This is a genomic window from Stenotrophomonas sp. NPDC077420, from assembly GCF_044543385.1.
Classification (GTDB): domain Bacteria; phylum Pseudomonadota; class Gammaproteobacteria; order Xanthomonadales; family Xanthomonadaceae; genus Stenotrophomonas.
Window position 1 is genome coordinate 225,252 of record NZ_JBITVZ010000003.1, and the last position, 25,945, is coordinate 251,196.

Consider the following 25,945-nt stretch of genomic DNA (forward strand, 5'->3'; position numbering starts at 1 on the left):
GGTTGAGGGGGAGTATATCCCCTATGGGAGGCCTGATCCTGGCGACAAGCTCGGGATGGCCTCACCCCCAAGCTTCGAAGGGGAGAGCCCGGCTCTACGTTGCGGCGGGTGGCATCGCGCGCAGGATCGCCTCGACCCGGCGGTCCAACGCTTCGCGTTCGGCATCGGATCCCAACCGTCTACGTGTGGCCTGCTCGAAAGTGTCCTCATAACACCAGCCCTGCAGCAGACACAGCCTGCTGGTAGGCGGGCTCTCTGGTCCGCATTCAAGGCCCATCCGGCATGCCGCGACCTGCCAGGCGCGCCCGGCGAGCTCGCCGTCGGCCAAAGCCGTGTAAAGCTCGGCGAATTGCATGCCGAGGAACTCACCCATGGCATCACCCAAGGCGAACATCGCCGCAGGATCGTTGGACGCCAGCACCTCTTCCAGCAGGGCAGCCGTTTGCACCTAACTCAGTGGTGGCTGTGGATTGAAGACGGTCTCCGTGACCCGTGCAGGCAAGTCGCCACCTTGTGCCGCCTGCGCATACAGTAGGCGCATGTCTTCCCATTCGATCGGTGCCCCGTCCTCCACGGCGGCGCACTCCTGCAGAGCGTGCTGCAGCAGGTAGCCCAACACGGTCGCCTTTTCTTCGGTCTCCGCGCTCCGGATGATGCGCTGGATCCGCTCCTTGTACTGTTCGACGTTTGGATAGATGTACATGCACTTGTCGTAGGCCTGTGCCAGCAGACGCTGAGAGGCTGGGTCACCAGCGTCAGCGCGCTGCTTCAGGGCCAGGAACCAGGCGCGCTGGGGGCTGGCCTTGGTGAAGTCAGGCCTTTGCTCGTCCGTCGTTCGTCCCTCATCTTGGCGTTTCACACGGGACGCCATTACGGCAGCCGGGGCGTCGCTGCCGGCGCCCCGCTTGTTGCCCTCTCACCCGGCCGGCCCCCAGGCTCAATGCCCAGCCCGAGTATCCACAGCTAACCGCTTGGTTCCTACACTTGGCCCATGCCTCCATCCACGCACAACTCCACGCCCGTTATGAAGCTCGACTCGTCGCTGAGAAGGAACAACGTCGCAGAGGCGACTTCGGCGGGCTTGGCCATTCGACCGAGAAGAATCGGGGCGACGATTGATCTACGCATCTCATCAGGGACTCGCTCCATCATCTCCGTATCTGTAGGCCCTGGGGCCACCACGTTGATGCGGATGCCGCGGGGGGCCAGTTCTGCCGCCCATGTGCGTGCATACGAGCGAAGGGCAGCCTTCGTTGCGGCATAGGTTCCGTAGTTTGCGATGCCGAGTGAGCTTGCTACCGACCCCATCAGCACCACGGCTGCACCTTCTTGAAGCAAGTCAAGGGCCTTCTGAAGGCCAAAGATCTGGGCGCGCACGTTCACCGAGAAGTGTCGATCAAAGTGTTCTTCGGTCACTTCGGCAAGTGATGCCGGCTCACTCAGGCCTGCATTCAGTACGAGGGCGTCGAGACGAGTGAACTGGCTGCCAACCTCTTTCATTACCCGATCAATGTCGTCACGGACGCTTGCATCGGCGACGATGCCACGGCCACCTGGACCTATCGCTGCGACGCCCTCCTCCACCTGTTTGCGGTCACGCCCGGTGATGAACACCGTTGCGCCTTCCGCAGCGATCCGAGCAGCCACGGCCAAGCCAATGCCCCTTGCACCGCCAACGACCAGGGCAACTTTTCCTTCCATCTTCTTCATTCGTGAGCACCTGTAAAAACCAAGAGTGCTGCTAAGATATACGCTGGATATCAAGTATCAAGAACGCACCATGACTAGCCTAGATATACCCGGTGATACCTGTTCGGCGGAGAGCTCTGCGAAAGTACTCTCTGACATGGCGCAGGTTCGACCGATGCTTGAGAAGATCGCGGACAAATGGACGATCATGATTCTTACCGTGATCTGCCCAAAACCGTCCCGCTTCAACGAGATCAAGCGCCGATTGGACGGAATCACGCACAAGTCTCTCGCAGACGCGCTTAAGCGCCTGGAGCGACATGGTCTGGTAACGCGGACCGTACTGCCGACCGCACCAATTGGCGTCGAGTATGCGATCACCCCTCTTGGTCACTCCCTGAAGCAGCCCTTTGAAGCGCTGTGTAGCTGGGCCTTGAAGAACGGCGGTGAGCTTGAAGCCGCGTGCACACGATACGACCAAGGCAAGCATTGAACCTGCGTAAGCCTGCGGCTCCCATTGGCGTGTTGGGCCTGGACGCATTCGGGTCGGTAGCAACCTCGCTTAGTGCCCGCTCGCTGCATCAACGAATGCAGAGAGATCTCGGTTGAAGCGTGTGGGCTCTTCGAAGAAGGGCGAATGGCCTGACCTTGCATACAGTTCAACTGTGGTCCTGGAATAAAGTTCCTTCGCCCGCGCTGCGGAGGCGCTTGGCTGAACAAGCGCATCCTGCTCACCGTAGATGAGAAGTAGCGGCTTATGCATAGAACCAAGTCCTTTGGCAGCATCGATCGACATGCCGTGGACGGCGCTCTGCATCTCGCTTGATGCCATGGCCGCAGCGGCGATCGTGCGCTGGAACGTTGCGTCGTCAGGCGCCGTGCTGAAACACAGCGCGACGAATTCCTTCTCGCCTTCAAGATGCAGTCGCAGGTCCGATGACGCCATGCCGCTGTAAACGGTGGGTTGAGCGACGAGTTGTTCCGGCTTGAGTTCGATGACCCCGCCTACATACACCGCGCCCGCAATCTGTCCGTCCCCAAACGCAGCCAGATAGTTGGTGATGACAGCAGCCCCGAGGGACCACCCTACCAGCACAGGCTCGCGTGCTCCGGAGTCCCTGATTACGGCCGCGAGGTCATCCGCCCAGCGACGGCCCTCGCGGTAAGCGTCCAGCTCCACTGGCTTGTCGGACAGGCCGTGTCCGCGCATATCAAAGGTGATCAACCGGTAGCGCTGCAACTCAGGGCTTTTAACCTGTCTGTCCCAACTGAGGTGACTACCCAGCAACCCGTGCACAAAGATGATCGGCTGCCCCTGAGGATTCCCCGCCTCTTGAACAGCGATTTTGACTCCGTCCGGTGACTCAACTGTGTAAGCCCGGTTTGTGCCGTGCGCAAGCAGTGGTGCCAGCAACAGAGCGATGTAATAGAGCCAGGTGTATCGAATGGATGAGCCTGGGGAAGAGACCATGGATGACGAACCTCATTGAGCGGAACTCAGAGGCTAAACGCTGACACTAGTGTTAGAGTCAAGTAGACGCTTCAAGGATTTCGCGATGTCCAAGCAACCCAGCAATGACCTGATGAAGATTGGTGAGCTAGCCGAGGCTAGCGGTGTCAGCGTGCGTTCGATCCGACACTACGATCAGCATGGGATGTTGGCATCTTCCCGATCAGGAAATGGCTACCGCGCGTTTCAACCGGTGTCGGTCAACCAGGTGAAGCAAATACAGCGCCTTATTGCAGCAGGCTTCAGTTTGGAGGAGATACGTAGTTTCCCGGAATGCATGCTGTTGATCGAAGGTGCCTTGGCGTGCCCAGATACCAGCGAGATTCAGCGCAAGAGGTTGGCAATTCTAGACAAGCAGATCGAAATGCTAAACAAGCAGAGGTCTCGCTTGCGTGCCATGCTTGTAGCTTCTACGTAAGAGTCTGCGATGTCCGTCCAGGACGCCGCCGTTACAAGTCTGTTCCACGCCAGATACGCCCGCCCTTGCTGATTGACGGCCCTCCACTGCCCACTCTCTAAGGACATGGATCACACGAGGCGGCACAGGGCATCCCAGCGTTTGGGCGATATGCCGTGCAGCATGGCGGTAAGTTCACCCACGTGGACGCTACCACCGGGCCGCTCGATCTCTCCAGATGTTGCACTAGCAGTTGATTTTCCACTACGTTGAGATCCACTTGTACGCCACGGAGCCCCGGCGCCATACCATTTCCTTGTCCGCTTCCCGGAGCAGGCGCGGTTCCCCTGTCGGTCCGGATGAGATGAATCCGTAGCCGTACCAGTCCATCTGCTGCTTGATCGCCTCGCTCAACATGGGCAATGGAATCAGCTTGCCGGCCTTAAGCGCCTCAAACAAACGCACTTCATCGTCGGCCGTGGTGACCCCGCCGCCAGCAGGCGTCCCACGCCATGGCAGCTGATCGGAGCTCGGCGTGAGCTTGCCGTCGGTCTGCCGGGTGTAGCCGCGGGAATACTGGTCGAGAAGCCTTGCGATATCAACCTGGATACATAAGCATCTGGCACAGGGCATCTTGCGGAAGCAACCCATTGCGGCGACGATACCCGCAGCCGCCTTTCTGCGGCCTGCCCGACGGGGGACGGACATGGAACTGTTGACGCTGGAACACTTTGCCGGGTGCGTGAATGAGACATTCGCTGCCGAGTACGATGGCATGGCAATGGAATTCGTGCTGGTAGAGGCCCGTCCCCTGCCCGCCTCCCATCCGGGCGCGGCGCGTGCACCATTCTCGCTGCTGTTCCGCAATACCGCACCGATTGTATTCCCGCAGAAGATCTACCCCCTGCGCCACGGTCGCGTGGGTGAAGTCGGCATCTTCCTGGTCCCCATCGCGCAGGAGCGCGCCGGTTTCCTCTACCAGGCCGTCTTCAACTAGGCTGCCAGCGCAGCGGCAGGTAAACCCCATCTTCCGAGGCGCCGGCTGCTACGAAGCCCAGCCGCGCATACAGGCGTTGCGCTCCGATGTTGTGCACCATCACATGCAGCGCGAGCCCGCGTCCGCGTGCGGCCGATGACTGCTGCTGGCGCTCGATCAGCGCGGCACCGATGCCCTGCCCCCGCCACGCTGGGAACAGGCTGATGTCGACCAGGCGGTCGTCCGCGCCGGTCTCATCCAGGTAAACGCGTCCCACCGCCTCGCCGTCAAACTCGACGGCCAGGTAATGCGCGCTGGGATAATGAGCCAGGTAGTGCTGGTGCTGCGCGATGAACTGCTGCGCGAGAAACTGCTGTTTGGCATCGGCGGGCCATGGCACCGCCTGCAGTTCCTGCTCACGCGTGCTGGCGTACAGCGCCGGCAACCACGCCAGGTCGTGGTCACCCAGCGGACGACAGCGCCAGCGCAAGTCCGACGTGGCCGCCAGCGCGGTCGAGCGCGCCGGCGGAAACGATGCCAAGGGCGGCAAGCCCATCACGGGAAGACGGGATAGTCGCCGGTCAGTGCGATGCAGAAGTTTACCGCCAGGTAGGGCTGCTGGTTGGCATGGGGCTGGGCAGCGCCTGATGTGGGCTTGAGCATGGTCGGCGACATCGGCGTGGTCGGCGGGCTGGTACTGAAGGGCTTCACCGCATTGGACCCCGGCTGCGAGAGACCGCCACCTGCCACCGGTGCGCTGCTGCGCTTGGCAGGGTCACTCTGCTGGAAGGCGGTGAGCACGTGTTGATGCGAAGGCATCTGCTGTTCGGTCAGGGTCACCGCGGTGACCCCGAAGGTATCGCCGGCCCTGCGCGGGGTCAGGCCCGGCCCGGTGCCTTGGGCACAGGCCGCACGCGTCACCAGGTTGGGAAGCTGGAACGTGCTGCTCCCATTGCCGCCGTAAGTGATGCCCAGCAACGAGTACAGCACACTGTTCTGTGTCACGGGCAGCGTGGCGCCATTGCAGAACGCCCAGCCGTAGGGGTTGTAATCGAAGCCGAACATCTGGATCTCACCGACAAAGGGTGTGGTCATGGTCGTCTCTCTGTGCGGGGGCGTGGGTCAGGACTGCGTAGGAAAGATGCCGGCGGACGCAATGCAGTACTGCACGGTCAGCGTGGGCATGCAGTTTTCATGCGGCTGGTTGCCGCCGGCGTTCGACACGGCAGTGGGTTCCATCTGCACGGCGGTCGCGTTAGCCACGTCGCTGACGTAGAAGGTTTCACCGCTCACTACGCCCGGCAGTGCCGTTGCACCGGGGGTGTCCAGGGAGGCGGCGACGCTGCTGGCGACCAGCCCGTGCGTGTGGCTGGGCATCTGCGGGAGGGTCAGCGTGACCGTCTCGCTGCCGCTGCGCTGGCCAAGCGGGCGCAACGTCAGACCGGGGCCCTGGCCCTGGTGTAGGGGGACGGCGCCGCGCAGGTCCGGAATGCCGAAGGTGGTCACCCCGTCGCCGCCGTAAGTGGTGCCCAGCAGGGTGTACAGGACATCGTTTTCGGCAATGGAAAGAAGCGAACCGTCGCAGGCAAACCATCCCGTGGGCACCCGCGCAAACCCGAACATGCGAATTTCGCCGACGTAGGGAACACTCATGTGGTTGTACTCCTTGTGTGGGGCCGGGGGCTCAGCTGCGGGAGGGGTAGATGCCGCTGAGGGCAACGCAGAAGTTCAGCGCGGTGTACGGCTGCATGTTTGGATGCGGCGAATTGGCGCCTGCGGGAGCCACCGAAGTCGGTGCCTGCATAACTTCCGCACCGCCCTGCGCTGCATAGAACTTCACCCCGCCATTGGTCCCGGCAAAGGTGCGGCTGCTCGGATTGCGATTGTCGCCGGAGGTGGCCACGCCGCTGACCTGGTGGCCATGCGGCGGCAGCTGATTGCTCAGCAGCGTCACCGTTTCGGTACCGGCACTCTGCCCCGGCTGCACCGGCGGTGGCTGCCAATTCGGGTCTGCGGACGGCCCGGAGCCAACCGGGGTGCGACCGCGCAGATCCGGCAGTGCGAAGTTCTGGCTGCCATTACCGCCATAACGGGTGCCGAGCAACGAGAAAAGCGCCTGGTTCTGCTGGATCGGCAGGATCTGCCCATTGCATTGCGCCCAATACCTGGGCGCGAAATTGAAACCGGTCATCATGATCTGACCGACGAAAAATTCGCTCATCTGATCCCCCTTGGATGCTGAGCGGCGGCGCCGGAGTGACGCGCACTTACTCTGAACGCCATTCAGGCTGTTCACAACCCCCATCGGGCGGGCACTTCCTTCGGTCCCTCAACTCTGTTCCAATTGCGCACAGGGGGGAGGCGTGGATGCCTGCCGCTGGCAACGTCAAGGAACGACGGGAGCGAAACGCTCGCGGGGCAGCCAGCAAAGGACGCGCACCTCGATGTTGTTCTGCATCCAGGTGAAATCTTTCCAAGGGGGAAAGGTCATGGCGTACCTTAATGACCGCGCGCGCTTCGCGCGTTTGTTCGCAGTCTCGGTGTTTCTATTCTTCGCCGCACTGTGCTGGCCCGGCGCCGCGCGGGCGGCGCACACCTCGCCGGTGTGCGCGGAAAAGTTCGCCACCGTGGCCAATGGCGGCACCGTCACGATAGAGGTCACCGACTGCGCCCAGGGAGCGGGAAACTTCGGCTACGGCCAGGTCGATGGCCCTGCGTTTCCCCAGAACGGCACGGCGAACCTTCGCGTCGACGGCAGCCGCTGGTTCGTCGACTACGGCCATGACGGCAGCAACACCACCTCCGACGCCTTCGAGTTTACCGACGGCGAAGCGCAAGGTAATGGCGGCGCAGTGCGGGTCAACATCACCGTCACCCCTGCCAATTCCGCCATCGTGGTCGCGCCGGCTACGCTTCCCACGCTGCGCGCCGGTACGGCGTTCACGCAGACCCTGAGCGCCAGCGGCGGCACGGATCCCTACACCTACAGCCTTGTGGGCGGCACCCTGCCCCTCGGCGTCTCGCTTGCCGGCGACACCCTCAGCGGCACGCCCACGCAGCGCGGCGCGTATTCCTTCAGCGTGCGCGCCACCGATGGCACGTCTGCAACGGTCGACAAGAGCTACAGCGGCACGGTACAGAATCCCAGCATTACCCTGGTGCCGGCCTCGGCCACCGCGATCCAGGGCGTGCCCTTCAACCAGGCGCTTTCTGCTACGGGCGGCGTTGCACCGCTTACCTACCAGCTGGAAACGGGCGCCCTGCCGACCGGCCTGGTGCTGGCCGGCAACGGGGTGATCAGTGGCAACGCGTCCTCGGCCCCGGGCAACTACCCGGTCACCATCCGCGTTACCGACAGCAGCACCGGTCCGGGTACGTATTTCGAGGTCGAGAATTTCACCCTCACTGTCAGTCCTCCGCCCAGCGTGTCCATTGCGGTGGCGCCGGCCAGCGTCTCTGAAGATGGCGGGACGAATCTGGTCTACACGGTAACCCGCAGCCTGAATCTTTCTTCGGCCACCGTGGTCAACCTCACCACCAGTGGCACGGCGGACAGCGCCACCGATTACACCGGTGCGGTCGCAGCGGTGACCATTCCCGCCGGTGCGACCACCGTCACCGTGGTCATCAAACCCACTGCAGACAACGTGGTTGAGGCGAACGAAACCGTCATCCTCACGGTGGCCGGCGGCAGCGGCTACACCGTGGGCGCGCCCGCCAGCGCCACCGGCACGATCCTCAATGACGACGTGCCTGCGGCGTCCATTTCGGTAGCGCCTGCCACGGTGAACGAGGACAGCGGCACCCCGCTGGTCTATACCGTCACGCTGGATCAGCCTGCATTGACGCCGCTCTCGATCAGTTTCGGTCTGTCAGGCACCGCCACCCCGGGAACCGACTATGCGGCGCCAACTGCGCCGCTGACGATCGCCGCCGGCGCCACCACCGGCACCATCACCATCACGCCTGTGGCGGACGCCACCCCTGAAACCAATGAAACGGTCCAGCTCACCCTGAGCGCCGGTTCCGGCTACACCCTCGCCGCGCCGACCTCGGCGACGGGTACGATCATCGATGACGACGCACCCGCGCTGTTCATCAACGACGTCAGCGTCAACGAGGGCAACAGCGGCACCACCGCCATGACCTTCACGGTTTCGCTCAGCGGGCCGGCAGGCCCGGGTGGAGTCGCGTTCGACATTGCCACCGCCGATGGCACCGCCACCGCCGGCAGTGACTACACTGCCGCCTCGCTGAGTGGGCAGGTCATTCCGGCAGGCAGCAGCAGCGCCACCTTCACTGTGCTGGTGCTCGGCGATACGTTGAACGAGCCCAATGAAACCTTCTTCGTCAACGTGAGCAACGTCAGCGGTGCCACCGTCTCCGACGGCCAGGCGCTGGGCACCATTGTCAATGACGATGCCGTGCCGACGCTTTCGATCAACGATATCTCCTTGACCGAGGGCAATTCCGGTACCTCGTCCGCCACGCTCACGGTGGTGCTGTCCGCGGCCAGCGGCCAAGCAGTCACCGTCAATTACGCGACTTCGGACACCACCGCGGTTTCGCCCACGGATTATGTGAGCAGCAGCGGTACCCTGTCGTTCGCGCCGGGCGTCCTCTCCCGCGACATCGTGGTCCAGGTCAACGGAGACACCACCCCGGAACCGAACGAGACCTTCGCCGTCACCTTGTCCGGTGCCAGCAATGCCATCATCGGCAAGGCCTCCGGCACGGTCACCATCGTCAACGATGACCAGCCGGTGACCGTAGCACCCGCGACGCTGCCGTCCCCTGTCGTCGGTGTGGCATACAACCAGGCCATCACCGCCACGGGGGGCAGTGGCAGCTACACCTTTGCAGTGACAGCCGGTGCGCTGCCGCCTGGCCTTCTTCTGAGTGCGACGGGCGCGCTGATCGGCACGCCCACGGCCGGCGGCTCGTACGCTTTCACCATCACCGCCACCGATACCAGTGCCGCCCCTGGCCCGTACACGGGCAGCCAGGCCTACACGATGACGTTGGGGGCGCCTGTCCTCCAGCTGCCGGGCGGACCGCTGCCGGATGCAACGCGATCGGAGGCGTATACCGCCACGATCGACCCGGCCAGTGGCGGTACCGCGCCGTATACCTATGCGGTCACCGCCGGTGCCCTGCCCCAGGGATTGGGCATGAACGGTGCCGGCGCCATCACCGGCACCCCGGCCGCGTTGGGAACGTTCACCTTCACTGTCACGGCCACCGACAGCTCGGGCGGTTCCGGCCCCTACAGCGTCAGCTCGTCCCGTTCGATCACCGTGGCCGACAGCCTGCCGGTGGCGGGCAATGTCAGCGCCACGTTCGGTTACGGGGCGCCCGCTGCTCCGGTAACGCTTGCGCTGTCCGGCGGCGCCGCCACCTCCGTCGAGGTGGGTAGCGCGCCGTCGCACGGCACCGCAACGGTGACCGGGGCGACGACGATCAGCTATCAGCCGACCGCTGGCTTTGCAGGCAGCGACAGCTTCACCTACATCGCCCGAAACGGCAGCGGCGCCTCCGCACCGGCGACGGTCAGCATCACCGTGGGCATGCCCAGCATCACCGTAAGCACTGCGGGCACGCTCTCGGCGGTAGCGGGATCGACCTACAGCCAGACCTTCAGCTGGGCCGGTGGCACGGCCCCGTATACCGGCTACCAGGTGACCCACCTGCCCGCCGGCGTTGCCATCGTCAGCAGCACGGCAGACAGTGTCACCATCAGCGGTTCGCCGACCCAGGCCGGCAGCTTCATGCTGGAGGTGACGGCCACCGACAGCAGCACCGGCGCCGGGCCGTTTACCAGCGGCCAGACGTTCACCCTCGCCGTGGCCAGCCCCACGCTTGTGGTAACCCCGCCGACCCTCTCACCCGCCATTGCGGGCACGGCCTACCAGCAGGTGGTCACCACCGCCGGCGGCGTAGCGCCGTACAGCTACGCGTTGAGCGGTGCACTGCCCAGCGGCGTGGTCTTCGATGGCGGCACCGGCGTGCTGTCCGGCACGCCGACCCAGGCCGGCAGCTTTGCGCTGACGATCACCGCCAACGACAGTACCGGTGGCACCGCGGGCAGCGTGGTGCAGAACTACACGCTGGAGGTCGCACGCCCGGCCCTGAGCCTGACCCCGGTTGCCGGTGCCTTGCCCGCTACCACGGCAGGCAGCGCGTACCAAGTGGACTTCAGCGCTGGAAACGGCGTGGCGCCGTACACCTTTGCCAGCAGCGTTGGCAGCCTGCCTGCGGGCCTGGTACTGGATGCGGCGAGCGGCCGGCTGGCGGGCACGCCGACCGCGGCCGGCACCTACAGCTTCAGCGTCACGGCTACGGACAGCACCACCGGCACCGCGGGCACCCTCACCCAGGCCTACACGCTGACCGTGGCCGCACCGGTGCTCACGCTTACGCCGGAAACGCTGCCGGCTGGCCTGTTCGCCAATGGCTACCAGCAGCAGCTGTCCACCACGGGTGGCACCGCACCGTACCGTTATGCTGTCACGGGCGGCGCGCTGCCGGGCGGTCTGTCGCTGGCCAGTTCCGGTGCGCTTACGGGCACCCCGACCGCTTCCGGTGGGTTTGCCTTCACCATCACCTCCACGGATGCACTGGGCTTTACTGGCACGCGGGATTACACGTTGCAGGTCACCCAGCGTCCTGATCCGACCCGTGACCCGGAAGTGCGTGGACTGCTGTCGGCCCAGGCCGATACCGCGCGCCGGTTTGCCACCTCGCAGATCGAGAACATCCAGCAACGCATGCAGCGCCTGCACGGGGCCGGCGGCAACAACGGCTTCAGCAACAACGTGAGCCTGGGCTACGGCGCGCAGCGGTGCGAGCCGGCGGTGGGCACCCTGCCCGGCGCCGGGTGCGATGCACAGCGGCGCCAGCCGTTCGACCGCGAGCCCGGCCTGGATGCGCCGGCCACCACTGCAAACGAGTCCCAGGCCCCGCTGGGGCTGTGGGTGGGCGGCAGCGTGCGTAGCGGACGCAGCAATGGGCGTGGCAGCGCGGGCGGTGACTTCAACACGGACGGCGTGACGCTTGGCAGCGACATGCAGGTCGGGCGCGACCTCGCATTGGGCGTGGCATTGGGCTACGGCCGCGACCGCACCGACGTGGGCGAGAACGGCAGCCGCAGCGATGGCCAGGCCTACACGTTGGCGCTGTATGCCAGCTACACCCCCGGTGAGCATCTGTTCGTGGATGCCTTGGTGGGCCACCAGCTGCTGGACTACGACCTGCGGCGCTATGTCACCAGCGACGGCAGTTTCGTGCATGCCCTGCGCGACGGTAGCCAGTGGTTCGGTTCGCTGTCGCTGGGTGCCGACGTGGTGCGCGGCAACTGGATGCTGACACCGTACGCACGGCTGGATGCATCGCAGGGAACCCTGGACCCGTATGCGGAAAGCGGAAGCGAGCTCTTCGCACTGCGCTACGGTGACCAGGATGTGGATACCAGCACCGGCAACGCCGGGTTCCGCATGGAATTCCGTAACACGGCGGTGTGGGGTGCGTGGACGCCGCAGCTGCGGGTGGAGTACCAGCACGACTTCAAGGGCAGCGGCGTGGCCACCATGCAGTACGCCGATCTGGTGGGCGTGCCGTTCTACCGCACCTCGCTGGACGGCTTCGACCGCAGCCGCTGGATGTTCGGCGCCGGTTTGATGTTCGACTTCCGACGCAACTGGGGCCTGCGGGTTGACTACCGTGGTCTGGTAGGCAGCGGCGAGGACCGCGACCACGGCGTGCAGATCAGCCTGGACAAGCAGTTGTAACGGGGCTGTTGGTGGCGCCGGGGTCCGCCCGGCGCCTGCCCCCCGTTATTTCCTTCCGCTTTATCTCGACGCTTTTCCATGGGACGTAGAAAGAGCACGAATGGATTCGACACCCTGACCCGTATGCCGTGGCCGATCGGCATTGCGGCCGGGGCAGTGGGTTTCTTCACCATCCGCTTCGCCATTCCGTGGTGGTTCGCCCGACAGGACAGCGGGCTGGCGAATGGCATGGCAAGCAATTTCTGGCAGGTCCTTGACCCGATCGCCTGGATGCTCCTTGCAGCATGTTGGTTGGCTGCCCTGCTCTCCTTCTTGGGGGCCCGCCGGCGTCGCCAGTTGATTGATACCCGCACCACATTGGAAAGCCTGGCAGCGCCTGGCTGGCGGCAGTTCGAGCAGTTGGTGGGCGAAGCCTTCCGGCGTCAGGGTTACTGGGTCGAGGAAAGCGGATTTGGCGGGCCCGACGGCGGGGTCGACCTGATCCTGCGCAAGCAGAATCGCTGCGTACTCGTCCAATGCAAGCAGTGGCGGCGCAGACAGGTAGGTGTAAGCATCGTCCGCGAGATGGCCGGACTGCTTGCCCACCACCAAGCCGATGCGGTGAAGATTGTCTGCGTCGGCACGTTCACGCCCGATGCCGAAGCGTTCGCTCGCGGGAAGCCCATTGAGCTGATCGGCGGAGAACAACTTCTGCAGATGATTCAGCACTCAAGGGACCCCAGCAAGGCGCCATTGAAAAGCGCTGAGCGAAGGGAGCCTGCGCTTGCCCCAATCGCGGATGCTCCCATGGAAGCCCGCAGCTGTCCCCGCTGCGGGAGCCCCGCAGTCAAGCGAACCAATCGGAATACTGGCGCGCACATCTTTGGTTGCAGCCAGTTTCCCCGCTGCAGGGGCGTAGCGGTTTGACGTGTAAAAGATGACGCCTTTGACCGTTCATACCATCCCATGACCGTATAGAAGCACCCCGGGGCGACGATGCCGCCGCCCCGCTGATCGCGTCACTTAGCTGATAGGCGCCAGCTTCCAACTGCCGCCGGTCTTCTCAAACCGGACCATCGCTTTGGACAGGGCTTCCGGTGATGGGTCTTTCGCCATGACAAAAAGCTCGCGTCCGATACCAAGGTACATCCGGGTTCCGGGTTCGATACCCAGTCCACGCATCCACAGCCCCCGCGCCTTCAGACACGGAATGGTTGGGCAGCCGGGATAGGTTTCGAGTCCGTCGTGATGAAGCGCATTGATCATTACGCTCTTCGGCGCGCGCCAGAAACCCCTGAGAAGGGCGCGTTGCTCGGGGGTCAAATTCGTCCAGTCGTCGTGCATGATGGTTCTCCTCTGTGTTCTCCCTCGCCGGGATGGCGAGGGAGTCGGGAGGTTCAGAACCGTGAAGTGAGGCAAAACGGTGCGACGTATTTCCGCGAGGGTGTTGTATTTCGTCACCCACCCGACACAAGTCTTGAAACATGCCAACCTCACTTCGGGTTCTGACACCCAAGGCAGACCATGCGACAGACGCGAGAGTAGTGGAACTCGTCCTGGCCCAGCGCATGTTCACCGCGTCAATGGGAACGCGACCGGGCATATGGCGAGCAAATGATTCTGTGACAATCCGAGTGCTGGCGCGCATTTGCAGCGGCACTGCATCGCACTTCCAGTGCCCTCTCTCGGTTGAAAGAAGTTTGCTTAACGACCCGCACCACTGTCGCTCCCAACCCAGACCGCGCACCCACAGCAAGATCCCGCAAACGCCCTCCCCCGCCCTGCGCTACGCTGCCACCCAGTCACTGGCACGGAGCAGGCGTCATGGGAGCGGCACGCAAGGCCTTGTGGTACATCGAGAGCCACTTTGCCGAGAACCCGTCGCTGGCCCAGATCGCCGAGGCGGTTGAGCTCTCGCCGTTCCACCTCTCACGCCTGTTCCAGGTCAGTACCGGCACCTCGATGGCGCGCTACCTTCGTGCGCGTCGCCTGACCGAGGCTGCACGCACCCTGGCGGCGGGCGGCGTGCCCATTCTGGAAGTCGCCCTGGCGGCCGGCTATGCCTCGCATGCGGCCTTCACTCATGCCTTTACGGAGCAGTTCAAGCAGGCACCGGAGCAGGTGCGCCGGGAAGGTCTGCAGGGACTGGCGCTGGTAGAGGCCATCAAGCTCGACGCCCCACCCCTGCCCTGCGAGGTGGAGCCGGAACGCCGGCGGCTGGGCCCGCTGCGCGTGGCCGGCATCCGCGCCCGTCATACCGCAGCCACCGTCGCATCCATTCCCTCGCAATGGCAGCAGCTGGCGCTGACCCGGGAACTGGGCAAGGACATCGCCTTCGGGGTCTGTTGCAACCGCGATGGCGAGGGTGCCTTCGACTACATTGCCGGCATGGAGATCGGTGCGAGCGCCGCCGTGCCGTCGGCCTGGCATGCCGTTTCCATCCCGGCCGGGGACTATCTGGTGGCGTGGCATGCGGGCCACATCTCTACGATCCGCTCCACCTGGTTCTGGCTGTTGAACGACCACCTGCCCCGCTCCGGCCTGGCCTTGGCAGACGCACCTGATTTCGAACGCTATGACGCCCGCTTCGACGACCGCACCGGACACGGTGGCGTTGAGATCTGGCTGCCGCTGTCCAACCCGAGTTGACCCAAGGAGAGTCTTCCGTGCGAGTACTGCCATACGCCTTCGTCCTGTTGTCTTGTCTGTTCGCGCCAGTGGCATGGTCGGCTCAGCCCTCCCCTGCTGTTGGGGAAACCCATGGCGTGGCGCACACGGCCAGTGCAGCGGTGCGCGATGCCGGGCACAGCGACCGCGTGCGCTATACGGTGTGGTACCCGGCCCAGCCAGGTGCGAAGGAGCAGCCACTCACGATTGGGCCGCCGGGCGCGCCGCTCTTCGAGGAGGGAGCTTCTGCCGTGGATGCCCCGGCTGCGCCGGGCCGCTGGCCACTGCTGCTGGTGTCGCATGGCAATGGCGGCAGTGCCCGCATGATGGGCTGGTTCGGTACTGCCCTGGCGCGCGCGGGGTATGTGGTGGTGGCGGTGGACCATCCCGGCAACAACGGCGTGGACCCGATGACGGACGCGGGCAGCATTCTGATGTGGAACCGGGCCGACGACCTCGCCGCCGCGCTGGCTGCGGTACAGGCCGATCCCGTGCTGTCTCCGCATGTAAATGCAGAGCGGTTGGGGCTGGTGGGGTATTCGGCTGGGGGGTTCACGGCGCTGGTGGCTGCCGGTGCGCGTCCAGACATGGGCAGGTTGGTCGCCTTCTGCAAGGCGTCGCCGAAGGATGGGGTCTGCGTGCCGCAAGCCGAGAATCCGGAAATGACCTTTGAGCGGCGGATGGCGGCGGTCGGTACGCCGGAGCTGGCGCCGTGGGTCGCCAAATCAGCGCAGGATGGCCGCATTCCCTACGTTCGCGCGGTATTCCTGATGGCGCCGGCGATTGTCCAGGCGTTCGAGCCGGGTGAGCTGGGGCGGTTGGAGATGCCGGTGTCGGTGGTTGTAGGTGAGGCCGATGCGATTGCCTTGCCCGACACCAACAGCGAGGTCATTGCGGAAGCGAATGGGAAGGTGCGCCTGCAGGCGTTGCCTTCGGTGGGCCACTACGACTTCCTCGCGGAGTGCACGGCGCTGGGCCGTGAGCGGGCGGGCAAGCTGTGCGAGGTGGGCGCGGACAAGGGCTCTACGCATCAGGCCGCTATCCGGCAGGCCAAGGAGCTGTTCGATTCCGCGCTTCGGTAGTCGCAGAAATGCCAAGGCACCGTTACGTGACACCTCCCGGTTGAGCTCGGGCTTCGTTTGGGGTCATGCGTTAGCGGGTGTTGATGGGTTCCGGGCGGTCGTCTGGCGACCGACCCTACCGGTCCATTGCATGAGACGGTGAGATTTCTGTCCGCCGTGACTCGCAGTCATCATCGACTGCGGGTTCCGGTGCCGGGCAGCAGGCTGCAGGCGCACTCGTTCCTCACGCGCGGGCCCCATCGCCTCGCCAGTAGTAGATAGTGGGCGTCAGCTGCCTTTGTCTGCCAGTGCATCGTGGAAGTCGAGCTCGTGGACGATTACAACCCGTGTGCCGGCCTTGCGCAGCTCTATGGCCTTCTCCACCTTGCGTCCGTAGCAGGCAAATGCCCAGCAAGGATTGCCTTCCGCGCCAATCACCAAGTAATGGACCTTCTTCGACGGCGACGAGTGCGCAGAACCCCCCAGCTCCTGGACGAGGCGTTCAAACTCGGCTCGGGTGAAGCGTGACGACGCGCCTGTAAAGCAGAACCCCTTATCCAAAAAGCTGATTTCGGGGTCGACTGCGCATAGGCCAACGACCACTTGTCCGTGGAGTACCGGCGCACGGTTGATTGTGCGGTCGTCGAGAAATGCAGTGAACTCCGCGAAGAAATCGTGGAGCATCGCTTGCTCCTTTTCATCAATCTGCTTGTCGGCCAGTACGCCGGTGATGAGACTGCCGACCTCGTCGAACGGCCAGCAAGTCTTGAGGTGTTCGTGGTCGGCCATCCAATCTGAAAGAGCCCGCAGCTCATCCACGGAGATATGCGTGTCGGCAACAATGCCGCCCATGATGGCGTGCAATCGCTGCAGGTCAGCAGTCACGGAGTCGTAGTACTCCGTCGAGCGAAGGCGCTCACAAAGCCAGAGTATGTCGGCGTGTTCCTCCTCGGTGAGAATGCCATCGGCTACGGCGGCAGTGACAACCGGTACGAGCTCGTTGAACGGGTGCTGGTCGCGCACCTCATCATGTTCGGCCAGCCATAGGTTGAGGTAGTCGAGCTCGAGGTTGTTGATGTGGCCGTCGATCGCAATTCCTTCGACGATGCCAATCAGCGCGTTGATGGCTTTGTCCAGTCGAGCTTTCGAGGTGAACTTGAAATAGTCGCGAGGATTCGGTTGCATTGCTTGAGCTCTCTGTTCTTCGCCGTCTCACGGCGTGTCTGGTCGGGCTGCAGGGCCAAGTTACACCAGCCCTGAGCCGCTTAAGGAGTATCTCGGGTCGCTGCCGAGGGCGCGCGCCTTAACTCCAAGCTCTTGAGGTCACTCGCTTGTAGAAGCAGTGTCGCTTTTCGCGCCTTATCCCAAAACACATAGGTGTCGCCCAAGCGGCCAATCAAGTTCAGCCCAGTCAGGCTCCTGGAATCGATTGCGACGTTCGCGACACGCTTTTCCTCACCTTGCGTGATCTTCTTCGCCCGCTCAGCGCCAAGCCAATTTGATGCTATGGAGACATACACAAGCATGACTACCGCGTAAGTCAGCCAAGGCGCCTTCTTGATGGCAGCGGGAACCGTCGGGGCGATTGAGACTGCCGCAAGGCAGACAACTGTCAGCAGAGCGCCTATCAGTACTACCCACGCGTTTGCCCACCATATGATGGCTCCCAGTCCGAGAAACAGGGCTATTGGCGCAAGGAAGCCAAGCACTCTGCGCTCTGGGCTGATACTGGTAAGCTTTTCCCCGAGCCAATCGCCCAACAAAATGGCCACAAACATCAGGCCGAGTGCCAATCCGATGCCCGCCAGGCCGGCCAGCGCAATCTCGCTCACGGCGACATATTGAAATGGGTCTAGACCAAAATGGCCCCAATAGGCTTTTAGATAGAGGGCGCCTTGGATCAGCCCGAACGTTACCAGCGCGGATCCCCCGCCGGCTACATCTGCTATCGACAGTTCCTTCGTCGTATGTTCCATAGACTGCTTCCTCTTCCTGAGGTTTGAATATAGCTAGGGGGGGATGGTTCAGCCAAGCACCGGCATGGAAGTTGGGGTGATGCTACTGCGCAGGTCTCGTTCTGGATCATGCGTTACCGGCTGTTGGTGGTGTCAGGGCGGTCGTCTGGCGACCGACCCTACCACTTTCGCTGATCGTTCCTGGCCCCGCATTGGACGGCTGTGATATGTAACAATCACAGTTACATATAACGGGACCCGCTCGGGCTGAGTATCCATGTCGACGTTCAAAGCCCCCTCCGCAGTCAGCAGTTATCAGCAGACAGCCCAGGCCAAGGTGCCTGGCATGGCGGCCCTCCACCGCATGACCCACATCCTGCTGGCGGAATCCGTTCCGCCCACGGGCGAGGTGCTGGTGCTGGGTGCCGGCGGCGGGTTGGAGCTCGATGCCTTGGCCAAGGCGCAGCCAGGCTGGCGGTTTGTTGGCGTAGACCCCTCACGTCCGATGCTCGAGCTTGCACGGGAGACCCTGGGTGCGAACGCCTCGCGCGCATTGCTGTTGGAGGGCCTCATCGAGGATGCGCCGATGCGGGAGTTCGACGGCGCCGCTTGCCTCCTGACCCTTCACTTCCTTGACCCTGATACGCGGCTGCAGACCCTGCGTGGGTTGTTCCAGCGCCTTCGGCCTGGCGGTGTGCTCGTGATAGCCCACCACAGCTATGCGCCTGAAGCCCGCATGCGCTGGTTGCGTCGCTCAGCCGCGTTCGCGTCGATAGACGGTGTTCTGGACGAGCGCGACGAAGCGTCGGTTGCGGTCATGGCGGACAAGCTCCCGGCGATCTCCGAAGGGGATGAGGTTGCGCTGCTGGAAGCAGCCGGTTTCATTGAGGTGGAGCTGTTCTACGCTGCGCTCAGCTTCCGGGGTTGGGTGGCGCGTCGGCCGTAGTAGCCACCCAAGGCACGCTGGCCATAGCCTCGGCGTTGTTTGGCGGCTTCCAGCCGATCATAGTCGGATGCGATCACGAGTACTCGACGGCACCAGCACTTCACACTATCACTTCAGTACCGTCCAGAGAGCACGAGCCGGCGGCAATCGTAACTCTGCCTCCCGATTGCATTTCGATGTCAACAGAGAGCGTCTTCCCCTCATTCTTCCATGTAACTTCGTTAATCGAACTACTTACACCCCAAGGCTCACTCCGATCGACCAAAACGTCGGTCACTCTTTCAAAAACAAGGCGACGCTCTGTCGAAGTCTCATCCAACGCACTTATCTGGACGGATGCACTCGCCCAGTCCACTCGAATACCCATCAATGTCCAATCATGCATTCTCCACCTCACTGCGTTGGTGCTCTACAACACACATGAAGACATCGAGACGTTAACCCCGGCGTCGAACAAGGTGCACAAGCTGCTGTGGTTGATCGGCGCCATTGCGCGACTGTGCCTCGCGTGACCTCGGGTACGATCTGAGTCGATAGCGGACGTTAGCATCCGATCAAGCGTATTGGTGGAAGTTCGTGAGCTTCTTTTTACGTCTTCGTTTCCAGGTCATGCGTTACCGGGTGTTGCAGGTTTCACGGCAGTCGTCTTGCGACCGACCCTACCGGGTCCGTGCCAGTCCGTACCTGTGAGCCGCTGGATCACCCAGCTACCACGCTCCGGATCACTGACGCGGTTCTATCAATGGCTTCGCGATCGATCTGCCAATGGGTCACCAGACGCATCTTGCCGCCGTACGCACCGTTGGCTCGTATGTCTGCCGCTTCAAAGGCCTGCATCAGTCGAGGCACGTCTACTCCATCGGGTAGCGCGAACCACACCATGTTGATGTGGACGTCTTCCATATCAACCTCGATGCCCGGCACTTCGGCCAACTGCTGCGCCAGGTACGTTGCATTGTCATGATCTACATCCAGCCGCTGCGTCATTTCAGTGAGCGCAAGAATGCCCGGGGCTGCGATGACCCCCGCTTGCCGCCACCCTCCTCCCAGCAGCTTGCGGTTGTAACGGGCGCGCTTGATGAAGGCCGCCGGCCCCGCGAGGATCGAACCGACGGGGGCGGCCAGGCCCTTGGAGAGGCAGCACATCACCGTGTCCACATGCTGGGTGATGGCTTTAACGTCGCACCCCAGGTAAGTGGCGGCATTGAACACGCGTGCACCGTCCAGGTGGATGGGAACGCCGTGCTTCCGGGCGATGGCGGAAGTGGCTTCCATCGTGGCCAGCGGGATCACGCGGCCGTTGCCGTGCGCGTTCTCCAGGCAGATCAGCCCGGTGCGAGGAATGTGGATGTCCTCCCCCACCCGGATACGTGACGCGATCTCGCTGGGCTCCAGCAATCCCTGCCTGCTGGCAATCGTGCGTAGCTGCACGCCACTGATCACCGCCGCGGCGCCGTTTTCGTGCCAGACCAGGTGCGAGTCATCGCCGGCGATCACTTCATCGCCGCGACGGCAATGGGTGAATACGGCCAGCTGGTTGCCGAACACCCCCGTTGGCACGAACAGCGCGTCTTCCTTGCCCAACATGTCGGCAGCGAGGCGCTCGAGCTGGATGACGGTCGGGTCGTCCTGATAGACGTCATCCCCTACTTCGGCGGTGGCCATGGCCTGGCGCATGGCGGGGGTGGGTTGGGTGACGGTGTCGCTGCGCAGGTCAATCCACGGCATTCCGGAACTCGCTGAAGTGGAGGCTTGCGCCCATTCTAGAACGTTGTGAAAGCGCCGTGAGTGTCTGGCTGAACGTGTTTGCTTTCGAGGCGTTCTGCAAAGGCCAGGGACTGCATCCGAACGCCGTCACGCTGCGTAGGTATAGAGGCACAACGTTGTGCGCCAAGTTCAGAGGACCTACCCATGTACAACTCCATTCGGCGTCTCGCTATCGCTTCGTGCATCGCAGCAGTTTTCGCAACCGCCAGCGTATCGGCTGCTAACAACCCGATGGTGGGTGGCGCGGCCATGTACCCCACCAAGACGATTGTCGAAAATGCGTCGGCTGCAAAGAATCTCTCCACGCTGGTTGCGGCCGTCAAGGCGGCTGGGCTGGTCGATACCTTGTCCGGGACGGGGCCGTTCACCGTCTTCGCGCCGACCAACGACGCGTTCGCGAAGCTGCCGAAAGGCACGGTTGATACGCTGCTGAAGCCGGAAAACAAGGCAAAGTTGACCCAGATCCTGACGTATCACGTGGTTCCCGGCACCCACACCGCGGCGCAGCTCACGGCAGCGGCCAAGAAAGGCGGTGAATCCAGCATGCTGACTACCGTTGAAGGCGAGAAGCTTACGGTCAAGCTCTCCGAGGGCAAGGTGTGGGTCGTGGATGCCAAGGGCGGCAAGTCAGCTGTGACTACCGCTGATGTCGGACAGTCCAACGGTGTGGTGCACGTGATCGATGGCGTGTTGATGCCCAAATAAGCGTGGGCGGGTGTTGCCGGCCGTCGAGTTGACGGCCGGCTCCGCCAGAGCGAGCAGGCCCAAGATCCAGGAACGGGCCACGCGTCGTTTCACGACCTCAACGAAAGCATTCCAAAACGCTAATGACTGCTTAACTACCGCCTAATTCAGCCTTAATCCGGGCCGGCCAGCATGCTCGCCATGTCCTGGATCCCCACCTCCCTCGCTGCCACGCTCCCCTCGATCCTGCCGCAATCACAGGTGGTGGGCCCTCACGATCCAGGCCGCAGCGCGGTGGAGCAGTTCATTGCCCACGTGTATCGCGAACGCTACGGTGCCACGCTTCAAGCGTTCCTGCCCCATCTGCTTGCGTTCCGGGATGAACAGGGGCGGCTGGTGGCGGCCGTGGGAATGCGTGTGGGCAGCGAGGGGCCGCTGTTTGTCGAGCAGTATCTCGATGAGCCGGTGCAGGCACTGCTGTACCACCGGGAAATCGCCAACGTGGGCCGTGACCGCATTGCTGAGATCGGCAACTTTGCCGCCACCGCCCCCGGCGTCGCACGCGAACTGATCGTCCGTTTGACCGGGATGCTGCATGCCGCACGCGTGCGCTGGGTGCTGTTCGCGGCCACCCAGCAACTGCGGAACACCCTCGACCGACTGCAGCTGGTGACGGTGGAACTTGGCGAAGCAAGCCCAGAGCGACTCACCGGCGATGCATCCCACTGGGGCAGCTACTACCAGGCTCGGCCGAAGGTGGTCTGCGGGAACGTCGCCGCCGGTCGTGCGTTCCTGCATCAAGCACGAAAACACGATGCGCGCGCCAAGACGGATCCTGATCCGTCTCTGCAAGCCATGGCGGGGGCGCAATGAGCGCGCTGACCTCTCCCCTGATCGCCGGTCTCGGCGGGCGCAAGGCACGCGTGCTCACTTCCAGCGCGGAAATTGCCGATGAGCAGATCCGGCAGCGCGCACTGCGATTGGCTGGTCGGCTGGAGCTGCAGGGCATCGATCGCGTCGCAAGCCAGTTGGACAACGGTATCCACTGGCTGGTGTTGGATCTTGCCCTGCACGAGCTCGGCGGCGTGCATGTGCCGTTGCCCACATTCTTCTCTCCCGAGCAGATCGCTCATGCCTTGGAGTCCAGCGGTGCCCAATGCGTTGTCACCGCCGGCGGTGCGCCTGCGCCACCAGGCAGCACGGGCGCACTGGGGACCTTGGATGGCGGGATGCTCGTCCAGTGGCGGACCGATCCGGCGACGTCGGTCGACCTCCCCGCTGGCACCGCTTGCGTGACCTACACCTCCGGCACGACCGGCCGCCCCAAGGGCGTGTGCCTGTCGGCCGACACGCTGCTTACGGTTGCCAGTTCACTGGTGCAAGGGTCGTCGGCGATTGCGCCGCGCCGCCACCTCTGCCTGATGCCTCTCTCCACCCTCCTGGAGAACGTTGCCGGGCTGTATGCAACGCTGCTCTCGGACGCGCAGATCGCGCTCCCGTCGCTGGCGGAAATCGGGTACACCGGCGCCACGGGCCTGGACATACCGACGCTGCTGCGGTGCCTGCACCGGTATCAGCCTGAGAGCGTCATCCTCGTGCCTCAACTGCTGCTGGCGGTGGTGATGGCCGCGGAAAACGGTGCGCCCCTTCCCGCCTCACTTCGCTATATCGCCGTCGGGGGTGGGCGTGTGGGGCCCGGGCTGCTGGCGCGGGCGCGGGCGCTGGGTCTGCCAGTGTTTGAAGGCTACGGGCTCACCGAATGTGCGTCGGTTGTGTGCCTCAATCAACCTGGCGCGAGCCGGGACGGGAGCGTCGGCAAGGCGCTTCCGCATGCCCGCGTCGCTATTGTCGACGGTGAAATCCAGGTCGAGGGTGCACGAGCACTGGGCTACCTCGGCGCGGAGCCGCTCCCCGAGGGCCCCATCCGTACAGGTGATCTGGGCCACGTGGACGCTGACGGATTCGTGCATGTCACGGGCCGCCGAAAGAACGTCTTCATCACCGCGTTTGGCCGGAATGTCTCACCCGAATGGGTGGAGAGCGAGCTGCTCTCCCATCCGGACCTGGCCCAGGCGGTGGTATGGGGCGAGGCACAGGCCGACAACGTCGCCGTGCTCGTTCCGCGTCGCGCCGACCTGGACGATGCCGCCCTCGCCCGCGCCGTAGCCGAGGTCAACGCCGGCCTGCCCGACTACGCACGCGTCTCGCGGATCGTGCGCTCACCAGCGCCATTCTCCGCAAGTGGAGGGCTGCTCTCCGCCAATGGCCGCCCCCGCCGCGACGCCATCCTGTCCCATTTCCAGGCCGAGGTCGATGCGAGCTATCGCCGCCCCGCCTCCGTTCCTTCCACGGGAGTATCCACATGAGTTTCCATTCCGAACTGCTCGCCCAGACCCAGCAGGAGCGAGCCACCCTGATCGCCGTGCCGATCATCCAGTCCGCGCTGGGGGGGCAGATCGCCCTCGAAGACTACGTCGCGTTTCTCGGGCAGGCCTACCACCATGTCAGGCACACCGTCCCGCTGTTGATGGCCTGCGGGGCGCGCCTGCCGGCCCGACTTGAATGGCTGCGCACCGCCATCGGCGAGTATATCGAGGAAGAAATGGGCCACCAGGAGTGGGTGCTGGACGACCTGGCTGCCTGCGGTGCCGACCGCGCCGAAGCCGCCGCCAGCCTCCCCTCCCTGGCCACCGAGCTGATGGTGAGCTACGCCTACGACACCATCCACCGCGGCAACCCGGTCGGCTTCTTTGGCATGGTGCTGGTACTGGAGGGAACCAGCGTGGCGCTGGCAACCCGTGCGGCAAACACGATCCAGACCTCGCTCGACCTGCCGAGAAACGCCTTCGGCTACCTTCTGTCTCACGGGGACCTGGACATCGAGCATGTCGGGTTCTTTGAGGGGCTGATGGACCGCCTGGACGACCCGGCGGATCAGCAGGCCGTCATCCATGCCGCGCGGCGCTTCTACGTTCTGTACGGGGACATCTTCCGCACGCTTCGCCAGGACGGCGTGCGCTGGGCGGAGGCGGCGTGATGAATCTCGCCGGCAGGACCGTCATCGTCACCGGCGCGAGTGGCGGCATCGGCGTGGCGCTGTGCCACGCGTTGGTCCAGGCGGGTGCCTCGATCATGGCCGTCGGGCGCAACCGCAGCCGGCTTACCACACTCGCCGCCGGGGTACCGGCCGGGCGCGTGCACACCGTGGTTGCCGACCTGTCCACGTCACTGGGCCGCTCGCATCTGATCGCTGCGATCCGACAGGCAAACATGTCCCCCTCGGTGCTGGTGCTGGGCCACGCCCAGAGCGCTTTCGGTCTGTTTGAAGACCAGCACCCCGATGCGCTGGAAAACCTGCTTCAGACCAACCTGGTCGGCTCGGCGCTGCTGATCCACGCCCTGTTGCCGATCTTGCGCCGCCACGAACAGGCCAGCGTTGTTGCCATCGGCTCCACCTTCGGCAGCATCGGCTTCGCCGGCTTCGCCACCTACAGCGCCAGCAAGTTCGGCCTGCGGGGGCTCATGGAAGCGCTGGCCCGGGAACACGACGGCACCGGCCTGAGCTTCCAGTATCTCTCTCCGCGCGCCACGCGAACCGCGTTCAATACGCCTGCCGTCGATGCGCTCAATGCCGAGCTCAAGGTCGGCAGCGATGCGCCGGAGGCCGTGGCCGCTGCGCTTGTCCACGCCATCGTCCAACGCGATCGGCGCCGCCAGCTCGGCTGGCCGGAAAAGCTGTTCGCGCGCATCAACGGCATGTTCCCCGCGCTGGTCGACCGCAGCCTGCGTGCCCAGCTTCCCATCATCAGGCGCCACGCCTCCCAAGTGCAGCCCATCCACGAGGACTCCTCCCATGAAGCAACGTCACGGTAAAACCATGTTCATCCTGCTCATCAGCGCGTTGGTCATGTTGGTCGGCATTGCGTGTGCTGCCGAGCCAGGCACGCCCATGACGGTGGTCCAGCTGCGCGACCGCTGGGCCCAGATCAACTACCAGACCAGCAAGCCGCAGCGCCAGACCGCATTCGAGGCGTTGGCCAGCCAGGCAGCGAAGACGCGGCAGACCCAGCCGCGCGATGCCGGCGCATTGATCTGGGAGGGCATCGTCCTTTCCAGCCTCGCTGGCGAGAAAGGTGGCATGGGGGCGCTCAGTCTGGTGAAACAGGCACGTGCGGACTTCGAGGCCGCCCTGAAAATAGATCCCCACGCACTTCAGGGGGCGGCCTACACCAGCCTGGGTGCCCTCTACTACCAGGTGCCGGGGTGGCCGTTGGGATTCGGCAATGACGACACCGCCGCGGCCATGCTGAAGAAAGGCCTGGCCGTGGACCCGAACGGGATCGATGCCAACTACTTCTACGGCGACTTCCTGCGCGACCAGAAGAACTGGCAGGGCGCCCAGGCAGCGTTCGAGAAGGCGATCGCTGCACGTGCCCGCCCCGGCCGGGAAGTCGCCGATGCCGGCCGTCGGGCCGAAGCGACCGCCAAACTCAAAGAAGTCCAGGGCCACCTTGCCAAGTGAACCCG

At 63.9% G+C, this 25,945-nt stretch carries 27 protein-coding genes; 14 read left to right on the forward strand and 13 right to left on the reverse strand.

Annotated features, from left to right (window positions below; translation table 11 throughout):
* Positions 1–94: 94 nt before the first annotated feature.
* The 3 genes from ACIGII_RS04730 to ACIGII_RS04740 form a co-directional block, all read right to left on the reverse strand.
* Entirely contained in the window at positions 95–448 is a 354-nt protein-coding gene (locus ACIGII_RS04730) for a hypothetical protein (protein ID WP_399633890.1), read from the reverse strand.
* On the reverse strand, positions 449–859 hold the full coding sequence (locus ACIGII_RS04735) for a hypothetical protein (protein WP_399633889.1): 411 nt from the start codon (positions 857–859) through the stop codon (positions 449–451).
* A gap of 119 nt (positions 860–978) precedes the next feature.
* Entirely contained in the window at positions 979–1,710 is a 732-nt protein-coding gene (locus ACIGII_RS04740; protein ID WP_399633887.1) for an SDR family NAD(P)-dependent oxidoreductase, read from the reverse strand.
* Between the two features lie 154 nt (positions 1,711–1,864).
* Here ACIGII_RS04740 and ACIGII_RS04745 point away from each other — a divergent pair, with 154 nt between their 5' ends.
* A complete protein-coding gene (locus ACIGII_RS04745) occupies positions 1,865–2,182 on the forward strand; it encodes a helix-turn-helix domain-containing protein (RefSeq protein WP_249834295.1) in 318 nt (105 codons plus the stop codon).
* A gap of 69 nt (positions 2,183–2,251) precedes the next feature.
* Here ACIGII_RS04745 and ACIGII_RS04750 read toward each other — a convergent pair whose 3' ends face one another.
* Positions 2,252–3,160, reverse strand: coding sequence for an alpha/beta fold hydrolase (locus ACIGII_RS04750; RefSeq protein ID WP_399633885.1), 909 nt, complete (start codon positions 3,158–3,160; stop codon positions 2,252–2,254).
* 112 nt (positions 3,161–3,272) lie between these two features.
* Between ACIGII_RS04750 and ACIGII_RS04755 the strand changes: the two genes are divergently transcribed.
* A complete protein-coding gene (locus tag ACIGII_RS04755) occupies positions 3,273–3,617 on the forward strand; it encodes a MerR family transcriptional regulator (protein WP_399634245.1) in 345 nt (114 codons plus the stop codon).
* A gap of 243 nt (positions 3,618–3,860) precedes the next feature.
* On the opposite strand, the gene ACIGII_RS04760 is transcribed toward ACIGII_RS04755, so the two are convergent.
* Positions 3,861–4,304, reverse strand: coding sequence for a hypothetical protein (locus ACIGII_RS04760; protein WP_399633883.1), 444 nt, complete (start codon positions 4,302–4,304; stop codon positions 3,861–3,863).
* Between ACIGII_RS04760 and ACIGII_RS04765 the strand changes: the two genes are divergently transcribed.
* Positions 4,303–4,593 (forward strand): DUF6916 family protein, encoded by a 291-nt coding sequence (locus ACIGII_RS04765; protein WP_399633881.1) that lies wholly within the window; start codon positions 4,303–4,305, stop codon positions 4,591–4,593. The two genes, ACIGII_RS04760 and ACIGII_RS04765, sit on opposite strands and share 2 nt — an antisense overlap.
* Here ACIGII_RS04765 and ACIGII_RS04770 read toward each other — a convergent pair.
* The 4 genes from ACIGII_RS04770 to ACIGII_RS04785 are packed head-to-tail and all read right to left on the reverse strand — an operon-like array spanning position 4,586 to position 6,793.
* Complete coding sequence (locus tag ACIGII_RS04770; protein ID WP_399633879.1) at positions 4,586–5,113, reverse strand: GNAT family N-acetyltransferase; 528 nt, start codon at positions 5,111–5,113, stop codon at positions 4,586–4,588. The genes ACIGII_RS04765 and ACIGII_RS04770 overlap by 8 nt on opposite strands.
* A gap of 14 nt (positions 5,114–5,127) precedes the next feature.
* Positions 5,128–5,667: a phage tail protein gene (locus ACIGII_RS04775; RefSeq protein ID WP_399633877.1), complete on the reverse strand. Its 540-nt coding sequence runs from the start codon at positions 5,665–5,667 to the stop codon at positions 5,128–5,130.
* 27 nt (positions 5,668–5,694) lie between these two features.
* A complete protein-coding gene (locus ACIGII_RS04780) occupies positions 5,695–6,225 on the reverse strand; it encodes a phage tail protein (RefSeq protein ID WP_399633876.1) in 531 nt (176 codons plus the stop codon).
* Between the two features lie 31 nt (positions 6,226–6,256).
* Positions 6,257–6,793 (reverse strand): phage tail protein, encoded by a 537-nt coding sequence (locus ACIGII_RS04785; protein ID WP_399634243.1) that lies wholly within the window; start codon positions 6,791–6,793, stop codon positions 6,257–6,259.
* A gap of 268 nt (positions 6,794–7,061) precedes the next feature.
* Here ACIGII_RS04785 and ACIGII_RS04790 point away from each other — a divergent pair, with 268 nt between their 5' ends.
* Positions 7,062–12,359 (forward strand): putative Ig domain-containing protein, encoded by a 5,298-nt coding sequence (locus ACIGII_RS04790; protein ID WP_399633874.1) that lies wholly within the window; start codon positions 7,062–7,064, stop codon positions 12,357–12,359.
* A gap of 78 nt (positions 12,360–12,437) precedes the next feature.
* Positions 12,438–13,265: a restriction endonuclease gene (locus ACIGII_RS04795; protein WP_399633873.1), complete on the forward strand. Its 828-nt coding sequence runs from the start codon at positions 12,438–12,440 to the stop codon at positions 13,263–13,265.
* Positions 13,266–13,361: 96 nt separating this feature from the next.
* On the opposite strand, the gene ACIGII_RS04800 is transcribed toward ACIGII_RS04795, so the two are convergent.
* Complete coding sequence (locus ACIGII_RS04800; RefSeq protein ID WP_399633871.1) at positions 13,362–13,682, reverse strand: hypothetical protein; 321 nt, start codon at positions 13,680–13,682, stop codon at positions 13,362–13,364.
* 480 nt (positions 13,683–14,162) lie between these two features.
* Between ACIGII_RS04800 and ACIGII_RS04805 the strand changes: the two genes are divergently transcribed.
* Both ACIGII_RS04805 and ACIGII_RS04810 read left to right on the forward strand, forming a co-directional pair.
* Positions 14,163–14,987: a helix-turn-helix domain-containing protein gene (locus ACIGII_RS04805; protein ID WP_399633870.1), complete on the forward strand. Its 825-nt coding sequence runs from the start codon at positions 14,163–14,165 to the stop codon at positions 14,985–14,987.
* A 116-nt stretch (positions 14,988–15,103) separates the two neighbouring features.
* A complete protein-coding gene (locus ACIGII_RS04810; protein ID WP_399633868.1) occupies positions 15,104–16,087 on the forward strand; it encodes an alpha/beta hydrolase family protein in 984 nt (327 codons plus the stop codon).
* Between the two features lie 267 nt (positions 16,088–16,354).
* Here ACIGII_RS04810 and ACIGII_RS04815 read toward each other — a convergent pair whose 3' ends face one another.
* On the reverse strand, positions 16,355–17,251 hold the full coding sequence (locus ACIGII_RS04815) for a BRCT domain-containing protein (protein ID WP_399633866.1): 897 nt from the start codon (positions 17,249–17,251) through the stop codon (positions 16,355–16,357).
* 80 nt (positions 17,252–17,331) lie between these two features.
* Entirely contained in the window at positions 17,332–18,042 is a 711-nt protein-coding gene (locus ACIGII_RS04820; protein WP_399633864.1) for a hypothetical protein, read from the reverse strand.
* A gap of 256 nt (positions 18,043–18,298) precedes the next feature.
* Between ACIGII_RS04820 and ACIGII_RS04825 the strand changes: the two genes are divergently transcribed.
* Positions 18,299–18,967, forward strand: a complete 669-nt coding sequence (locus ACIGII_RS04825; protein ID WP_399633863.1) for a class I SAM-dependent methyltransferase — start codon at positions 18,299–18,301, stop codon at positions 18,965–18,967.
* Positions 18,968–19,666: 699 nt separating this feature from the next.
* On the opposite strand, the gene ltaE is transcribed toward ACIGII_RS04825, so the two are convergent.
* Positions 19,667–20,695 carry a low-specificity L-threonine aldolase gene (gene ltaE / locus ACIGII_RS04830; protein ID WP_399633861.1) on the reverse strand — a complete coding sequence of 343 codons (1,029 nt, stop codon included), beginning with the start codon at positions 20,693–20,695 and terminating at the stop codon, positions 19,667–19,669.
* 183 nt (positions 20,696–20,878) lie between these two features.
* On the opposite strand from ltaE, the gene ACIGII_RS04835 reads away from it, so the two are divergent.
* From ACIGII_RS04835 to ACIGII_RS04860, 6 genes are all read left to right on the forward strand, one after another.
* Positions 20,879–21,439, forward strand: a complete 561-nt coding sequence (locus tag ACIGII_RS04835; protein ID WP_399633859.1) for a fasciclin domain-containing protein — start codon at positions 20,879–20,881, stop codon at positions 21,437–21,439.
* 180 nt (positions 21,440–21,619) lie between these two features.
* Positions 21,620–22,291 carry a thermostable hemolysin gene (locus tag ACIGII_RS04840; protein ID WP_399633858.1) on the forward strand — a complete coding sequence of 224 codons (672 nt, stop codon included), beginning with the start codon at positions 21,620–21,622 and terminating at the stop codon, positions 22,289–22,291.
* Positions 22,288–23,784 (forward strand): AMP-binding protein, encoded by a 1,497-nt coding sequence (locus ACIGII_RS04845; protein ID WP_399633856.1) that lies wholly within the window; start codon positions 22,288–22,290, stop codon positions 23,782–23,784. Before ACIGII_RS04840 ends, ACIGII_RS04845 begins: the two co-directional genes overlap by 4 nt.
* Entirely contained in the window at positions 23,781–24,455 is a 675-nt protein-coding gene (locus tag ACIGII_RS04850; protein WP_399633854.1) for a TenA family transcriptional regulator, read from the forward strand. Before ACIGII_RS04845 ends, ACIGII_RS04850 begins: the two co-directional genes overlap by 4 nt.
* Entirely contained in the window at positions 24,455–25,291 is an 837-nt protein-coding gene (locus ACIGII_RS04855; RefSeq protein WP_399634241.1) for an SDR family oxidoreductase, read from the forward strand. The genes ACIGII_RS04850 and ACIGII_RS04855 overlap by 1 nt, the downstream gene beginning before the upstream one ends.
* Before the next feature lie 4 nt (positions 25,292–25,295).
* Positions 25,296–25,940, forward strand: a complete 645-nt coding sequence (locus tag ACIGII_RS04860; protein ID WP_399633853.1) for a hypothetical protein — start codon at positions 25,296–25,298, stop codon at positions 25,938–25,940.
* Positions 25,941–25,945: the final 5 nt, after the last annotated feature.

Bases quoted from the DNA above. Each gene is read 5' to 3' on its own strand.
- ACIGII_RS04740 (WP_399633887.1), bottom strand. From the start codon at position 1,710: ATGAAGAAGATGGAAGGAAAAGTTGCCCTGGTCGTTGGCGGTGCAAGG.
- ACIGII_RS04745 (WP_249834295.1), top strand. From the start codon at position 1,865: ATGCTTGAGAAGATCGCGGACAAATGGACGATCATGATTCTTACCGTG.
- ACIGII_RS04750 (WP_399633885.1), bottom strand. From the start codon at position 3,160: ATGGTCTCTTCCCCAGGCTCATCCATTCGATACACCTGGCTCTATTAC.
- ACIGII_RS04755 (WP_399634245.1), top strand. From the start codon at position 3,273: ATGAAGATTGGTGAGCTAGCCGAGGCTAGCGGTGTCAGCGTGCGTTCG.
- ACIGII_RS04765 (WP_399633881.1), top strand. From the start codon at position 4,303: ATGGAACTGTTGACGCTGGAACACTTTGCCGGGTGCGTGAATGAGACA.
- ACIGII_RS04760 (WP_399633883.1), bottom strand. From the start codon at position 4,304: ATGTCCGTCCCCCGTCGGGCAGGCCGCAGAAAGGCGGCTGCGGGTATC.
- ACIGII_RS04775 (WP_399633877.1), bottom strand. From the start codon at position 5,667: ATGACCACACCCTTTGTCGGTGAGATCCAGATGTTCGGCTTCGATTAC.
- ACIGII_RS04780 (WP_399633876.1), bottom strand. From the start codon at position 6,225: ATGAGTGTTCCCTACGTCGGCGAAATTCGCATGTTCGGGTTTGCGCGG.
- ACIGII_RS04785 (WP_399634243.1), bottom strand. From the start codon at position 6,793: ATGAGCGAATTTTTCGTCGGTCAGATCATGATGACCGGTTTCAATTTC.
- ACIGII_RS04790 (WP_399633874.1), top strand. From the start codon at position 7,062: ATGGCGTACCTTAATGACCGCGCGCGCTTCGCGCGTTTGTTCGCAGTC.
- ACIGII_RS04795 (WP_399633873.1), top strand. From the start codon at position 12,438: ATGGGACGTAGAAAGAGCACGAATGGATTCGACACCCTGACCCGTATG.
- ACIGII_RS04800 (WP_399633871.1), bottom strand. From the start codon at position 13,682: ATGCACGACGACTGGACGAATTTGACCCCCGAGCAACGCGCCCTTCTC.
- ACIGII_RS04805 (WP_399633870.1), top strand. From the start codon at position 14,163: ATGGGAGCGGCACGCAAGGCCTTGTGGTACATCGAGAGCCACTTTGCC.
- ACIGII_RS04815 (WP_399633866.1), bottom strand. From the start codon at position 17,251: ATGCAACCGAATCCTCGCGACTATTTCAAGTTCACCTCGAAAGCTCGA.
- ACIGII_RS04820 (WP_399633864.1), bottom strand. From the start codon at position 18,042: ATGGAACATACGACGAAGGAACTGTCGATAGCAGATGTAGCCGGCGGG.
- ACIGII_RS04825 (WP_399633863.1), top strand. From the start codon at position 18,299: ATGTCGACGTTCAAAGCCCCCTCCGCAGTCAGCAGTTATCAGCAGACA.
- ltaE (WP_399633861.1), bottom strand. From the start codon at position 20,695: ATGCCGTGGATTGACCTGCGCAGCGACACCGTCACCCAACCCACCCCC.
- ACIGII_RS04835 (WP_399633859.1), top strand. From the start codon at position 20,879: ATGTACAACTCCATTCGGCGTCTCGCTATCGCTTCGTGCATCGCAGCA.
- ACIGII_RS04840 (WP_399633858.1), top strand. From the start codon at position 21,620: ATGTCCTGGATCCCCACCTCCCTCGCTGCCACGCTCCCCTCGATCCTG.
- ACIGII_RS04845 (WP_399633856.1), top strand. From the start codon at position 22,288: ATGAGCGCGCTGACCTCTCCCCTGATCGCCGGTCTCGGCGGGCGCAAG.
- ACIGII_RS04850 (WP_399633854.1), top strand. From the start codon at position 23,781: ATGAGTTTCCATTCCGAACTGCTCGCCCAGACCCAGCAGGAGCGAGCC.
- ACIGII_RS04855 (WP_399634241.1), top strand. From the start codon at position 24,455: ATGAATCTCGCCGGCAGGACCGTCATCGTCACCGGCGCGAGTGGCGGC.
- ACIGII_RS04860 (WP_399633853.1), top strand. From the start codon at position 25,296: ATGTTCATCCTGCTCATCAGCGCGTTGGTCATGTTGGTCGGCATTGCG.